This is a genomic window from Marinomonas sp. TI.3.20 (assembly GCF_038155025.1).
In the GTDB taxonomy this organism is placed as follows: Bacteria; Pseudomonadota; Gammaproteobacteria; order Pseudomonadales; family Marinomonadaceae; genus Marinomonas; species Marinomonas flavescens.
In genome coordinates this window covers 77316-91682 of record NZ_JBAKAS010000007.1, presented here as the reverse complement: position 1 = coordinate 91682, position 14367 = coordinate 77316, and the positions used below count along the sequence as shown (strand labels likewise).

General features: G+C 41.8%; 10 protein-coding genes. 5 read left to right on the top strand and 5 right to left on the bottom strand.

The genetic code is table 11. From position 1 onward, the window contains the following. Nucleotides 1-263: 263 nt before the first annotated feature. The 3 genes from V6259_RS09235 to V6259_RS09225 are packed head-to-tail and all read right to left on the bottom strand — an operon-like array spanning nt 264 to nt 3932. Nucleotides 264-1184: a LysR substrate-binding domain-containing protein gene (locus V6259_RS09235; RefSeq protein WP_133010359.1), complete on the bottom strand. Its 921-nt coding sequence runs from the start codon at nt 1182-1184 to the stop codon at nt 264-266. Nucleotides 1185-1220: 36 nt separating this feature from the next. Further along, nucleotides 1221-2786 carry an MFS transporter gene (locus V6259_RS09230; protein ID WP_341584299.1) on the bottom strand — a complete coding sequence of 522 codons (1566 nt, stop codon included), beginning with the start codon at nt 2784-2786 and terminating at the stop codon, nt 1221-1223. 3 nt (nt 2787-2789) lie between these two features. After that, nucleotides 2790-3932 (bottom strand): HlyD family secretion protein, encoded by a 1143-nt coding sequence (locus V6259_RS09225; RefSeq protein WP_133010361.1) that lies wholly within the window; start codon nt 3930-3932, stop codon nt 2790-2792. 707 nt (nt 3933-4639) lie between these two features. On the opposite strand from V6259_RS09225, the gene V6259_RS09220 reads away from it, so the two are divergent. Further along, nucleotides 4640-6094 carry a TrkH family potassium uptake protein gene (locus tag V6259_RS09220; protein WP_341584298.1) on the top strand — a complete coding sequence of 485 codons (1455 nt, stop codon included), beginning with the start codon at nt 4640-4642 and terminating at the stop codon, nt 6092-6094. A gap of 95 nt (nt 6095-6189) precedes the next feature. Here V6259_RS09220 and V6259_RS09215 read toward each other — a convergent pair whose 3' ends face one another. Together V6259_RS09215 and fdhD are read right to left on the bottom strand one after the other, a co-directional pair. After that, on the bottom strand, nt 6190-8514 hold the full coding sequence (locus V6259_RS09215; protein WP_341584297.1) for an FdhF/YdeP family oxidoreductase: 2325 nt from the start codon (nt 8512-8514) through the stop codon (nt 6190-6192). After that, nucleotides 8507-9343, bottom strand: a complete 837-nt coding sequence (fdhD, locus tag V6259_RS09210; RefSeq protein WP_341584296.1) for a formate dehydrogenase accessory sulfurtransferase FdhD — start codon at nt 9341-9343, stop codon at nt 8507-8509. The genes V6259_RS09215 and fdhD overlap by 8 nt, the downstream gene beginning before the upstream one ends. Nucleotides 9344-9858: 515 nt before the next feature. Between fdhD and V6259_RS09205 the strand changes: the two genes are divergently transcribed. From V6259_RS09205 to V6259_RS09190, 4 genes are all read left to right on the top strand, one after another. Beyond that, on the top strand, nt 9859-10341 hold the full coding sequence (locus tag V6259_RS09205) for a DUF3015 family protein (protein WP_341584295.1): 483 nt from the start codon (nt 9859-9861) through the stop codon (nt 10339-10341). 70 nt (nt 10342-10411) lie between these two features. After that, nucleotides 10412-12271, top strand: coding sequence for an Lnb N-terminal periplasmic domain-containing protein (locus V6259_RS09200; RefSeq protein WP_341584294.1), 1860 nt, complete (start codon nt 10412-10414; stop codon nt 12269-12271). Nucleotides 12272-12572: 301 nt separating this feature from the next. Next, on the top strand, nt 12573-13907 hold the full coding sequence (locus tag V6259_RS09195; protein ID WP_341584293.1) for a peptidoglycan DD-metalloendopeptidase family protein: 1335 nt from the start codon (nt 12573-12575) through the stop codon (nt 13905-13907). A 116-nt stretch (nt 13908-14023) separates the two neighbouring features. Continuing rightward, nucleotides 14024-14269, top strand: coding sequence for a type B 50S ribosomal protein L31 (locus V6259_RS09190; RefSeq protein WP_133010376.1), 246 nt, complete (start codon nt 14024-14026; stop codon nt 14267-14269). The last annotated feature ends 98 nt before the right edge of the window (nt 14270-14367 follow it).

Below are 14367 nucleotides of genomic sequence, written 5' to 3'. Positions count from 1 at the left end.
GTGCTTAGTATCGGTTTACGCTAGATTTTTTTTGACAATCTGAACAACATTTTTTAAGGCTAATACGCTGAAACTTCCAAGCATGATGGCCAAGGCGCCTAGATGTAGTGCCTCATCTAAAATAAGATTTTCCATATTTTTCTCCTAAAGGTGTTGTAGTGCAAGTGTCGTACACTAAACCATGTGAATGGATTTTAATACACATTGTTTACACTATTCGCATCAATAAGGATTAGTTTACTTTGATATATGTGAAAAAATTATTAGCGAAATGGCGGGGCTTTAAGTATTTCGGGTAAGTGCAGAATGAGATAATCTAAAAAAACTCGTGTAGCAGGGTTCATACCTTTTCTTTTAGAAAAGACAGCATGAATAATTTGAGCCTTGGTGGTCCATTCTGGTAGAACTTGTATTAAATCCCCTTTTTCTATGCTGATTGTTGCCAGTGGGCTAGGGACCAAACCTAAGCCAATTCCTTGTAAAGCAGACTCTAATTGAATCCAACGGTTAAGGCAGAATAACCTTGGGTGATGTTTTACAATACAGCTACTGCCTTCTGGACTAAATAATTCCCACTTATGCTCACCATCTATACGTTCTAACTCGTCACTGAGTGTCGGTAACCGTGATAATTGGCTTGGGTGGGTCGGCATACCGTACTGCTCAATAAAGCTCGGGCTAGCCACTAGAATCATTTTGCTCGCGGCCAGCGGTCTTGCAACAAGGCCCGGCTCGCTATCAAGGGATTTCTTAGAACGAAGGGCAATGTCAATGCGCTCTTCGATGACTTGAACATTCCGATCTGTCGCATCTAAAGACACGGAGATTTTTGGGTATTGCCTCATGAAATCAGGCAGCAGTAATGACAAGTGGTGTTGAGCTAATACCGTAGGACAACTCACGCGTACTATGCCTGACGGCACGGACCTTAGGAGGGCAACCGAATCGTAAGCAGACTGACCTTCTGCGACCATATTAATCGCGCCTTCATAGAGTTGGCGCCCAGCTTCGGTAAGAGAGAATTGGCGACTGTTGCGCTGAATTAATTGCACCCCCACTTTTTCTTCAAGCTGAGCCACACGCCGACTTAACAGTGATTTAGTGATTCCAGAAGTTCGCTCGGCCGCTGTAAAACCGCCGTTTTCTGCGGTTAGGTAAAAATAGTAGATGTCATTAAAATCCATGTTCTTACCGATGTACGTTATGAGTGATGAGGGGAATTAATTGAGTCGCTTTTGAATAAACATAACAACAAAACCAATAATGCCAACAAAGAAGAGCAAAGTGAAATAATCAATGCCAGCCAATAAGATAGATTGCTGTTTGACTAATCCTTGAATCCAACCAAGAGCCATCTTATTTGCTGAAACACTACTCACATGTTGCGCATACTGAGTAGCGACTTGAGCTAATGCTTTTTGATAAATCGGATTACTGTTTGTGATATGAGTATTGAGCTCATTATAGTGCACAGTAGTACGCCATTGTAAGGCAATACTAGAGAGGGCTATCCCCATGGATTGGGCTATTTGAGAGACCATGTTTTTAAATTGTTGAGCATGCGAAAACGCAGTATCGTCATGTTCCAGTTCGCTAAAGGATTTAGCGGCGGCGGTACCTTGGAGAAATACACTAAAAAAACCATACACTATGATGGCAGGAAGAATATAGGTTTGCATATCGGTGCTAGGGCTTAAGCGGGACATTAAGAAGCCATACAGACCAATACAAAAAAAGCCTAGCATGAAAAATTTCTTACCATCTGGCCGCTTAGGAAATATTTTCATATGAATCCATAAGCCAAGGATCATAGAAGTAAGCCCTAAAGCGTACCAATTACCGATTGTCTCCCAGCCAAAGCCAAGACCTTTTTGTAATATTTGTGGTAAAAAATAGCTGTTGGATCCCATTATTAAATAACAGGTAAAAAATACTAATATACCGGTACGATATCGTTTGCTGCCAAAAATTTGTTTGATTGAAAGCAGAGGTGTTTTATGGTGATTTTTGACCATGCTACGAAGAAAGTAATAAAAACTAGTTAGTCCCAATAGCAATATCACGCTAATTAAAATGGAATTACTATAAAAATCATAGGTTCCAGAGCGTAGAGCATAGAGGGTTAAAAAAGACCCTGTTGCTAATGCCATTAGAACGTAGGGATGTGATTGAGAGCGTATTTCATCTTTTGATGGAATACCCGGCAAGCAAAATGCCGCCGTGATAGCCACTAAAACACAGAAAATCATTAGAATAATAAAGATGTCATTCCACGACGCATTGATGAAGAGTTGAGCGGCTAAAAAGGGCGCTAATGAGATGCTGATGGTCAAGCCATACGCATAGGTTTTTATGCCCTTAAAGCGTATAGGACCTACTGGTAATAGCGTAATAAGAATTCGAGCGCCAGCCATAAACGCAGCACCACCAAACCCCATTACCACGTGACCAATTAAAAATTGATTAAAATTACGGCTAAGATAGCAAATGAAGCAGCCAATAAAAAATATGAGCAGAGAGGAATGTATGTAATTTCGCCACCCCATACGTTCAACTAACCAGCGTTGTTTCGAGATGGTTACTACCGCTACCGCCGCATAAGCGGCAGTAGACAAGCTGTATTCTTGTGGTGAAACGCCAAGCTCTCCCATTAGCGGAGAGGCAGCAAAAGCGATCATTCCAACGTTTAAGAAATTAACCAACATCAATAGGAAAATCGTCGCCAGCATTAACCATTCATGAGACGGCGCAGGCACGTACTTGTGTTGAGCGAGACGTTTTATCATAGCTTAGTTGTTGTCTTTGATGATCTTCTGAATGATGGTATTTACTTCGGTATCGTTATGGTCAAAAACATCAGTACGCCATGGTTGAGCATCACCAGAAAGTGCGCTCAGAGTAGGCTCACCAGCATTATGGGTATTAACGTTTACCGTCATGGAAAGACCAGGACGCAATGGATGTTGTGCCAGTTCTTTCTCATTAAGCACTATCCTGACAGGAACACGTTGTACTACCTTGATCCAGTTCCCCGTCGCATTAGACGCAGGAAGTAGTGAAAACGCACTGCCGGTTCCAGCTTCGATGCCTTTCACTTTACCGTGATAGACAACACTTGAGCCATATACATCAGATTTGAGTGTAACGTCTTGTCCTGCTCGGATATCGCCAATTTGGGTTTCTTTAAAGTTGGCCGTTACCCAAACCCCTTTTAATGGAACAACGGACATTAATGTACTGCCAGCGCTAACATGTTGACCAACTTGAATGCTACGTTGAGCAATATAACCATCAACGGGTGATAGGATTTCGGTTCTGTGCAGTGTTAACCAAGCGGTTCTCAGAGCAGATTCCGCTTTCAAAACATTAGGATGGGTTAGCACTGTGGTATTATCGACTTGAGTTTTACCTGCTTCATATGCCTTTAATGCAACTTGGTAAGATGCCTCAGCACTGATGAGGGTACTTTTATAGTGGCTAAGGTCCTCAGTAGAAATAAGATTATCTTTGCGTAATTGAATGCGTCTATTGTAATCTCTTTGTGCTTTGTCTAACGCAATTTTAGCCACATCGGTATTGGCTTTTTCTTCATCTAGTGTCGCAAATTCATTACGAACAGCACGGATAGTACTGGCTAAATTCGCTTGGGATTCTTGCAGCGCTAATTGAGCGTCTAGCGGATTGATTTTGACTAAAACATCTGATTGATGAACCAAGTGGGTATTGTCTGCCATAATGTCGGTGACGGTACCCGAGACCTGAGACATAACGCTAACAATGTTACCTGCAACATAGGCATCTTCAGTGGTTTCATGAAATTGTCCGACTTTAGACCACCAAATATAAAAGCTTGCACAAGCAATAATGGCGACAAATACGATGGCTATCAGGGTGTATTTCTTTTTAATACTGTGTTTTTCAGTGTCAGTCATGTGTTCTTTTTGCTCGCGAATATCAATCTTAGGGAGGCATTAACGCGGCAAGAGTAAAAGGATTATCAGGGAAGGGCAATCTTAAAAAATGAGATGTAGAGTCTCATTTTTAGGATGATTTTTATTTCTGTTTATTCCTTATTTCTTACAAAAAAATACCGTTAAAACAATCATTTTCAATGATAAATGGTCATAAATGACAAAAATTAAGAATAAGAATAAATAGAGAATGTGTTGTTTATGAAACGATGTAGTGTTCCATTTGCAATGGAGTACTGGGATTTTAGTCATCTACATCATGACTGAGAAGGGTGCTTAGTCAACTTTCAATCATTCTTTTCAAGTCGCTAAGGGTTCGTTTGGCTCTAGTCTCATTTTGATTAACGACCACTAAGAAAGTACTGTGTGTTATTTCTAGAGCACATACTAGATAGAGCAAAGAAACAGAATTATGATGCTTTACTATGGATAATGACTATTTTATTAGGGGTTACCTTATCAATATGGCAGAATAGCGGCCTACGCTGTGAGCCTTCTATTAAACAAGCGAATAGTGGGCGACATACTGCCAAGCAGCTTGGTATAAATCAGACCGTTGTAATCGAAAGCTAGCATCACTACCCCCTCATTGTTATAACGGCGATATTTTTATTTAAAGTACGTTTCTATTGAATGTGCCTGCGTTTTAATCGGAGTATTTGCCGCACATGATTCGGCCTCTATTAGTCCTTAGATTACTGACAATGCCTTGTTTATGGATGGGATTGGTGCAGTTGGTGTTTGGTGAATTGTCTTTTATGTTATTTAAAGACAATGTCGCGAGCAACTTCGCAACCCCAGCCTCGATCACATTGGGTGTTTCTCTTGTTATTCTTATTGGTTTTAAAAAATACCCTTTGCCTTCCGTTTCCTCTCGTGAAGCCATGCTGTTTGCCAGCTTAACGTGGCTGGCGGTGGGTGTGCTCGGTGCGATTCCAATCATTACGATTACACATATCTCTTTTACGGATGGTGTTTTTGAGTCCATCAGTGCCCTAACGACGACGGGAGCCACGGTATTATCCGGTCTTGATGCAATGCCGCACACTTTTCTAATGTATCGTCAGTTTTTACAGTGGATGGGCGGCTTGGGGGTGGTGATTTTCGTTGTTGCTATTTTACCCATGTTAAACATTGGAGGAATGCGGCTTCTAAAAGCCGAAACCCCAGGGCCTATTAAAGATGAAAAACTGTCCCCCCGAGTAGCAAGCACAACGCATTACTTATGGTTAGTATATCTCACCATTACTGCGCTTTGTGCTGTGTGTTATTACCTTGCAGGAATGTCGGTTTTTGATGCCATTGGTCACAGTTTTTCGACGGTATCTACGGGAGGTTTCTCGACCCATGATGCCAGCATGGGCTATTTTCACAGCACCTTATTACTTTGGATTTGTAATGTTTTTATGTTGCTGGGAGCGACCAACTTCGCGCTGCATTACCGTGTCTATTTAGCAAAAAATATAAAGTTGTATTGGCGTGACGAAGAGATGCGAGGCTTTTTGTTAATCGTTTTTGTTATTGCGTCTCTACTGGCTTTTTACCTTTATCAACAAGGCTCAGTAAAAACGATCGGTGGCGCTTTTACTGAATCCTTTTTCCATATTATCTCGTTCATTACCAGCACTGGATTTGCGGCAACAGACTTAAGTACTTGGCCAGCGGTAACAACTATTATATTAATCTTTGTTGGTTATATTGGCGGTTGTGCAGGTTCGACGGCAGGTGGTAATAAAGTGATACGTAACATTATTTCACTGAAGTCTGTTGGCTTAGAAATAAAGCGTCTTGTTCACCCAAGCGGCGTGTTCGCGATGAAATTTCAGGGTCGCACTATCAATGCCGACGTACGTCAATCTGTTATGGGGTTTATGTGTCTTGCCGCCCTGACGACGATTGTTTTTACGATATTATTGATGGCAACGGGTCTGAGTTTCACTGCAGCACTGAGTGCGACAGCGGCTTGTTTGAATGTATTAGGGCCAGGTTTTGCAGAATTAGGCAGTAGCTTTGCGCCACTTAGTGATACTGGTACTTGGTTAATGAGTTTCGCGATGATTTTAGGGCGTTTAGAGTATTTCACCGTATTAGTGCTATTTTTTCCAATACTGTGGCGTCATTAAACCGTACTGGCTGATTATGTAAAGACGGATGGACAATCATAAAAAAAGGGGAAGCGATCATGTCGACTTCCCCTTTTATGTTGAAATGCTACTGGTTAATTTGAGACAGCCGCTATGGTATTTGCTGGTTCTTGGTACGGTTCAAGCTCAATCGCGATGCTTTTCGAAGTTGGTGTGTAGCTAAATTCACCATGACTGTTTAGTGGAACCAGAGGGTTCGTTTCAGGATAGTACGCAGCAATATTACCGGCTGGGATACTATAAGGGACGAGTTTAAATCCACTTACTTTGCGCTCTATACCATCATCCCAAAGAGATCTTAATGTAACACTGTCGCCTTCTTGATAGCCAAGGCGCTCGATGTCTGCTGGGTTGATAAACAACACATCACGTTCACCTTTGATGCCTCTGTAACGGTCATTCATCCCATAGATGGTTGTGTTGTATTGGTCGTGCGAGCGTAGAGTCTGCAAGATCAATGTCGTATCGCTTGCTAAGTCCTGAGCTTTTTTCGGTAATACAGAGTCTGGCAACGCATGAGCGTGAATAATCGCTTTACCGGAAGGGGTCTTCCAGTTGAGCTCTCTTGCACTGTTGCCTAAATAGAATCCACCATCCTGTTCAATGCGCTGATTAAAGTCTTTAAAACCTGGAATCACGGCTTCAATATGTTTTCGAATCAGGCCGTAGTCATCAGCCAATTCTTGCCAGTTCAAAGGGAAATTACCCAGTACAGCTTGGGCCATACCTGCAATAATTGCTGGTTCTGAGCGTTGTTCAGAGCTTAATGGTTCAAGTACTCCACCAGATGCATGCACCATGCTAAACGAATCTTCTACGGTAACTCGTTGAATCCCCTTGGCTTGTTTATCGATGTCTGTACGGCCAAGGCAAGGCAAGATTAAAGCATTTTTACCAATGGTTAGATGAGAGCGGTTTAGCTTTGTACTGATTTGTACAATCAGTTCACAACCTTTTAGTGCGTCTTTTGTTGCATTGGTATCTGGTGTTGCTGCCGCGAAATTGCCTCCTAAGGCGATAAAAACGCGAACTTTGTTTTCTTGAATTGCTTGAATTGTTTGTACTACATTCAGGCCATGTTCCTGTGGCGGCTGGAAGCCAAAGTGCGCTTCCATTGCTTCTAAAAAAGCTTTAGAAGGGGCTTCGTTAATGCCCATGGTGCGGTCACCTTGAACATTACTGTGGCCACGAACAGGGCAAGCGCCAGCCCCAAGTTTGCCGATATTGCCACGAAGGGCGAGTAAATTAACAATTTCATGAATAATGGCGACAGAATGATGGTGTTGAGTGATTCCCATGGCCCAAGTGCAGATGACGCTATTGGCCTCGGCATAAACCTTGGCGCTATGGTAAATCTCTTCTTTGGTTAGTCCTGATTGCGCAATAATCGCGTCCCATGGTGTTTTTTCCACTTCAGCAAGATACTCATCCATACCTTGAGTGTGTTGCTCAATAAACGCATGATCAAAGACTGCTTTGCCTTCTTTTTGTGCGGCCTTTTCCATTTCAATCAAGACCTTGACCATGCCTCGAACAACGGCCATATCACCACCAATTTTAGGGCAATAATAGCCAGTATTGAGTGGTTTTGAGCCATTCGTCAGCATCTCGATAGGATGCTGTGGGTGCTGAAAACGTTCTAGCCCTCTTTCACGAAGCGTATTAAAACTTAATAGTTGTGCGCCACGTTCTACTACTTCACGTAATGTTTCGAGCATTCTAGGGTGATTTGTGCCGGGGTTTTGGCCAAACACGAACACGGCATCAGCGTGTTCAAAATCATCCATTTCAACCGTTCCTTTGCCGGTACCAATACTGCTGGTTAAAGCGTAGCCACTGGCTTCGTGGCACATGTTTGAGCAATCAGGGAAGTTGTTAGTACCATAGGCGCGCGCAAATAGCTGATAGATAAAGGCGGCTTCATTGCTCGCTCGTCCTGATGTATAAAAAGCGACTTGATTCGGATCGTCTTGCGCTTTTAATGTCTGCGCTATTTGAGTGAAGGCTTGGTCCCATGAAATCGCTTCGTAATGGTCTGTTTGCGCGTTATAGCGCATTGGTTCTGTCAGACGACCTTGGTATTCCAAGAAGTAGTTACTTTGTGTGTTAAGCCAGCTGACGCTGTGGTCTTTAAAAAAGTTGGCATCGAAACGACGCGACGTCGCTTCCCAGTTGACGGCTTTAGCGCCGTTTTCACAAAAGCGAATTTTGGCAGAGTCGTGTTTATCGCCCCAAGCACAACCTGGGCAATCAAAGCCATTGGGCTGATTGGTCTTGAGCATTGTGAATACATTGCGTACGGCGTTGTCACTTTGAAGCCAAGATTTAGTCGTGCTTTTCAGTGCACCCCAACCGCCGGCTGGTCCTTTATAGGGGGTGTAAAAATCATTTTTAGACATGATTAGCTACCTTTGAGTTATTGAAGGAAGGCGCAAAAACTCTAGGGGCGTCTTTCTTTGGCAAATGGATTAATATCAAGCCATATTGACGTGCTAGCTTGACCGCTAAAGTGCTTGGAGACGCTAGGTGAATCAAGCAAGATAAACCCGAACGAACGGCTTTTTGTATTAACTCTGTACTGCACCGACTGGACATAACCACGCTGTGGTTATGCAGGTCAATATTGTGTTGTAAGGCATAGCCTAGCACTTTATCCAGTGCGTTATGCCGTCCAATGTCTTCCATCGCAATAATGGCCTCACCTTGTGGCGATATCAATAAAGCGGCATGAATAGCGCCACTGACTTTACCAATTGTTTGGTAATCAAAAAAGGTGTCTTTTAGTGTTCGTAATATGGCTTCTGGCAAAATTTGACTTGGTGATAATAGCTTCAGAGAAGGCAGTGCCAGCTCTAAGGATTCGACACCGCATAGTCCACATCCGCTTGCACCGAGTCTAGCCAATCGACTCTTTTTAAAGTAAGTAAAACGTCGTTGACTAATGACCATGTTGATATTGAAGCCGCTAATATCAGCATGGTTTGTGTTTGTTTCTTCAATCGTAATATCACGAACATCATTCGCCCCCTCAATGACCCCTTCACTGAGGGCAAAACCAAAAGCAAAGGCATCAAGAGACGTTGGCGTTACCATCATTACCGCGTGCGTGATGTCGTTAATGCTGATCGCGAGAGGGACTTCCTCAACCAGCATCACAGCCTCATGAGACGCTTCATTACTGCGTGAAAAATAGCAGGTTTGAATGCTGGTGTTTGAAAAACTGGTCATGGGGCTCGCTTTTTTAATTACGGATGATGTTGACTACTTTAAATAATACGTAGCCCAGAAGATGGCGTCTATCTAGTTTATGCGTTTGCACGATATCTGTCGTTTTACTGGTGTCAGTACGTCGTTATATAGAGTATTAGAGGGCATTTTTAAACCATGATATCTAGTGATTTATTGGCCATAAAAAGTGTTTTATAGGTTTTTATCTATTGTAATAAAATTCATAAAGTGAAAAGTTAGTAGTTATATCCTATTAGAATTTTGTCCTTTATTGATGATCTTTTTCAGGTTGATCAGTAATTGTTCACAAAAAAAGCAGCTATTTTAAATAGTCGAAAATTTAATGCTTATTTATGACCTTTTCTTTACATCGTTATGGGGCTTCCTATAATCTTACGGCTAACTGCTTCATTAAATAGTCTTTTTTAGTGAGTATTAACTTAATGCCACTTGGAAGGGGTATTGTGGGCAGTTTTATCTTGAGTACTGGCTAGATTTTTATTAAGGGAATTATTATGAAAAAGCTTCTATTGACTGCGTTACTTGCTAGCGTTTCTGTTTCTTCTTTTGCAGCGTCTTACGGACCTGCTGGTTGTGGTTTGGGTACTGCTGTAATCTTTAAAGACGCAAACGAGTGGTACGAACATGTTATGGCTGCAACAACGAATATGTCTTCTGGTAACCAAACATTTGGTATGACATCAGGCACTTTAGGCTGTGAAGATGCTAATGGCCCATTGGCTGGCGGCGTAGCAATGTTCCTAAACGATAACCTAGAACCATTGGCTATCGACATGGCTAAAGGTAACGGCGAAACTCTAGGTGCTTTGGCTGACCTTATGGGCGTTAAAGGTGCTGATAAAGCTGTCTTTAATGAACAAATGCAAGCGCATTTCGACACTGTTTTTGCAGATGCACAAGCAAATCCAACAACAGCTTATAACGGCATCATGTCTGTTATGGCTAGTTCTAAGCAGTTATCTAAATACTTAGGTTAATACCTACTTAATCTTTACCAAATGAGGGCATAATGTATGCCCTCATTTTCTGTAGGTAGCTTTTATTTTTATGCGCTTTTTTATCTTTCTACTGTTTTCCACGTTATCGTCTTCTTTATTTGCAGCCACTGCTTTACCTTTGTCTGATGCTGAAATTACCTCGCTTGCGGCACAAAAAGAATGGCGCGATTTACTTCATTATCATCGCGTTGGTGCCATTAAAGGTACTGGCAGCCAGATAGATGACCCTAAGTTTTTTTTAGCAACAAACGGAAATAAAGATCCTAGCGCAGAGCTTAAAGCAACGCTGGTTGGTTTTTTACAGGGGCCTTCACTTACTGACGCCAATCAAGCAGCACAATGTCGTTTTCCTGCGCGTTTCTTTTGGCTTAAAAAACAACGCCCCGATTTGCCATTACAAGAAATTAAGTGCCCAGATTTTGATCCATGGTTTGCTCAAATCGATGGTGAGAGTGTTTATTTAATTTTCCCCGCAGCTTTTTTGAACAGTCCGTCATCAATGTACGGGCATACCTTGTTTCGGGTGAAGAAAAAAGGCAACAATGCGCCATTATTGGACTATGCCGTTAACTACGCAGCGAACGCTGATCCAGATGATAATCAACTAGTATTCAGCTATAAAGGGCTGACCGGCGGCTATCCAGGCGTTGTTTCAGTGATGCCTTACTATCAAAAAGTAAAAGAATATAATTTTTTAGAAAGCCGTGATATTTGGGAATATAAACTGGATTTAACCCCCTTCGAGGTGAATCAATTTATTCGTCATGTATGGGAAATGCAAAATACCTACATGTCTTATTATTTCTTTTCTGAGAACTGCTCATATCAGTTATTAACCTTGCTGGATGCCAGTAGTCCGCGTTTAGACCTTGCGGATGATTTTACGGTTTGGGCGATTCCTGCTGATACGATTCGAGTCCTTAAAAAAGCAAAAATGATAGATGACGCCAGCTATCGACCTTCTTTATTAAATAGAATGTCAAATATGCTGAATCAAATGGGCGATGAGCAAGTTAACGTTGCTAAAGATTTAGTGGATAACGAGACATTAAATCTTACTAAATTAGAAACTTACAGTCCGCAGGATCAAGCGCAGATTCTAGAAGTGGCCTATGAATACAGTCGTTATTTGGTTGCGCGTGAGAAAATTATTTCAAATTATTTGAAGCAGCGCTCTATTAAGTTACTTTCATTACGCAGTAAGCGTCAAAGTGGTGAAGTATTTACGCCCGTTAAGCCACCAGAGTTACGTGATGATCAAGGTCATAAAACTCAGCGTTTAGCGTTATCTGTAGGTTCTAGAGAAAGTTCCGCGTATTCAACCTTAGAGTATCGACCTTCCTATCACGGTTTATTAGACCCTCAAGGCGGCTATTTAAAAGGTGCTGAATTATCCATGTTCAGTGGTAGTTTGCGCTGGGACCAAGCTAAATCTGTTGAAGTCGATACTTTCTCGTTTATTAATATACGTTCTTTATCCCCTAAAAATGCGCTTGTGACGCCAAAATCTTGGCAAATAAACGCGTCACTATTACGTGATTACACTATTGATGATGAATTAGTGTTTCGCTTAAAAGGTGGGGCTGGCGTCACGCAGCAATTTGGTCAAAGTATGTTTGCTGTGTTGCTTAACGGCAGCGCATCAGCGGAAGAAAACTATCAAGATGGTTATCGGCTAGAAGTAGGGCCTGAATTAAGATGGCTTTGGTATGGTGAGAGAAATAATTTCCAATTAGATTTTGAATACCTTGCCGATATTAATCTTCATAACGCTGAACGTCGGACCGTTAATGCTGTTTGGGCGCATCAATTAGCACCAGATTGGCAGGTTCGCTTAAGCACCTCTCATTCGTGGTACGAAGCAAAAAGTTGGAATGATACGTCCGTTCAGTTGCTGCACTATTTTTAAACCTTGAGTTGTTTAAAAATAGCTTTTGGTCTTTTATTGATCAGAGAGATTTATTTAACGGCGAGAATGACGTATTCTCGCCAGTTATTTTAGTATCTTGAGCTGTTTCGGTATAGAAAGTGCAAATTGCGATTAAATCGGTTTGATTTAGTAGTACATCAAGCGTAACTAATGGTACTAACTGTTTTCCCTTCAAAAAGGGTTAAGTGTTTGTTAACCGATTCACTAAGTTTTCATGGCGCTTTAGGCGTTTAAAGGGTTCCGTCAGAACCACATTATTCTGTTTTAATGAGTTTTTTATATGTCTTTTCAAAATCGCCTTTCGCGTTTGACTCCATCTGGACCAAAAGCTTGGTTAGTTCTTATATTGAGTGTGTTTGTTATTTTTATGTTGGTTTATCGAGGATTAGTGGCTCCGAGCCCGGACCCAGAGACCTATGTGTTGCCCAACGATAAATTAGATAAAGCAGGGATTAGTGTGCAACAACCAGCTCCTGCAAAAGCCGATGCAGATGGCCTTCTACTTTCTACTGATCCTCTGCAAAATGTTGGCACCGCCGCTCCTGCACCGCAAACGATCGATCATATTATTAAACCAGGTGAAACCCTTGAAGGGATATTTAATCGCCTTGGGCTTTCTCGTAGTGATATGTATTCGATCTTAGAAGCCGATGAAGAATATTTAGTGTTAGATCCTATTTTGCCAGGTGATACTCTGATCTTTGAGCTTGATAAGGAAGGGAAGTTAAAAAGTCTTTCGCGACGTATTAACCCCAGCAAAAGTATTTCTTTTGTTCGTCATGATGGTGGTGGCTTTAGTTACCAAGAAAATACCTTACCAATCAATTACACACAAGAAGCATTGCATGGTGTCATTGCTGGCAGTTTTTACCAGTCCGCCAAAAAGCTAGGCTTGTCAGATGCGAATATTGTTATAATCAACGATTTGTTTAAAACACGTATCAATTTTAGAAAGGACCTTCGGGCTGGCGATGATTTTGATGTTGTTGTAAAGAATGGTGATGTTAATGGTGAGTCCGTGGGCAGATCAGAGCTAGAGGCGATACAGCTGGTAGTAAAAGGGGAAACATACAGCGCCTTTTTACACACGGATGGACGCTTTTATGATCAAAAGGGTAATGGTCTCACACCAGCATTAATGCGTTGGCCGACTAAAATTCATTATCGTATTAGTTCGCCATTTAATCCTCATCGTCGTCATCCTATAACAGGACGTTTGTCCCCACATAATGGTACTGATATGGCGGCGCCTAGTGGCACCAAGGTGTTAGCGACCGGTGACGGTGTGGTAACTCGTGTCGCTTATCAAAAATACGCAGGTAATTACCTTGATATTGATAATTTAGGTCCCTATAGCACGCGCTTTTTGCACTTGAGCAAATCGCTAGTTAAGAAAGGTCAGCATGTAAAGCGCGGACAAGTTATTGCTTTATCTGGCAATACTGGACGAACGACTGGTGCTCATTTGCATTATGAACTGCACATTAATGGTAAGCCGGTTAATCCAATGACGACGGATATTCCAACCTTGCAGGAAATTCCAAACTCTAAGATGCATGCGTTTAAAGAGCATGTAGAGCAATGGAGAGCGATGATGAATAATACGCCTTATTAACCTTTGATCATCTTGGTGAAATAAAGCGGCCCTTTTGAAGGGCCGCTTTTTTTGTTTGCATTATAGATAAAAAAGGATTATAAAATGTTATAACATAACGTATTAAGGAGATATCTATGCGCAATAACATTCATCCTAACTATCGTACTGTTGCTTTTCATGACACGCGAATTGACCAATATTTTTTAATAGGTTCAACGGTAAAAACAGAGCAAACCATCGAGCGTGATGGCAAAGAGTACCCTTATATGGCCATTGACGTATCTAGTGCATCGCACCCTTTCTATACGGGTGAGCAAAGAACGCATGATGGTGAAGGGCGTATTGCTCAGTTTAGACGTCGCTATCGCAGCAATAAATAAGCAACTTAGCTCAGTAATAAAAAATGGCCCGCAGTGTGAGATGCGGGCCATTATTATCTCTTAGGGCTTGTTACCATCGCTTTTAGCGACGGATAAGC

Coding starts and splice junctions, on each gene's coding strand:
- V6259_RS09235 (WP_133010359.1), bottom strand. CDS start 1,184: ATGGATTTTAATGACATCTACTATTTTTACCTAACCGCAGAAAACGGC.
- V6259_RS09230 (WP_341584299.1), bottom strand. CDS start 2,786: ATGATAAAACGTCTCGCTCAACACAAGTACGTGCCTGCGCCGTCTCAT.
- V6259_RS09225 (WP_133010361.1), bottom strand. CDS start 3,932: ATGACTGACACTGAAAAACACAGTATTAAAAAGAAATACACCCTGATA.
- V6259_RS09220 (WP_341584298.1), top strand. CDS start 4,640: ATGATTCGGCCTCTATTAGTCCTTAGATTACTGACAATGCCTTGTTTA.
- V6259_RS09215 (WP_341584297.1), bottom strand. CDS start 8,514: ATGTCTAAAAATGATTTTTACACCCCCTATAAAGGACCAGCCGGCGGT.
- fdhD (WP_341584296.1), bottom strand. CDS start 9,343: ATGACCAGTTTTTCAAACACCAGCATTCAAACCTGCTATTTTTCACGC.
- V6259_RS09205 (WP_341584295.1), top strand. CDS start 9,859: ATGAAAAAGCTTCTATTGACTGCGTTACTTGCTAGCGTTTCTGTTTCT.
- V6259_RS09200 (WP_341584294.1), top strand. CDS start 10,412: ATGCGCTTTTTTATCTTTCTACTGTTTTCCACGTTATCGTCTTCTTTA.
- V6259_RS09195 (WP_341584293.1), top strand. CDS start 12,573: ATGTCTTTTCAAAATCGCCTTTCGCGTTTGACTCCATCTGGACCAAAA.
- V6259_RS09190 (WP_133010376.1), top strand. CDS start 14,024: ATGCGCAATAACATTCATCCTAACTATCGTACTGTTGCTTTTCATGAC.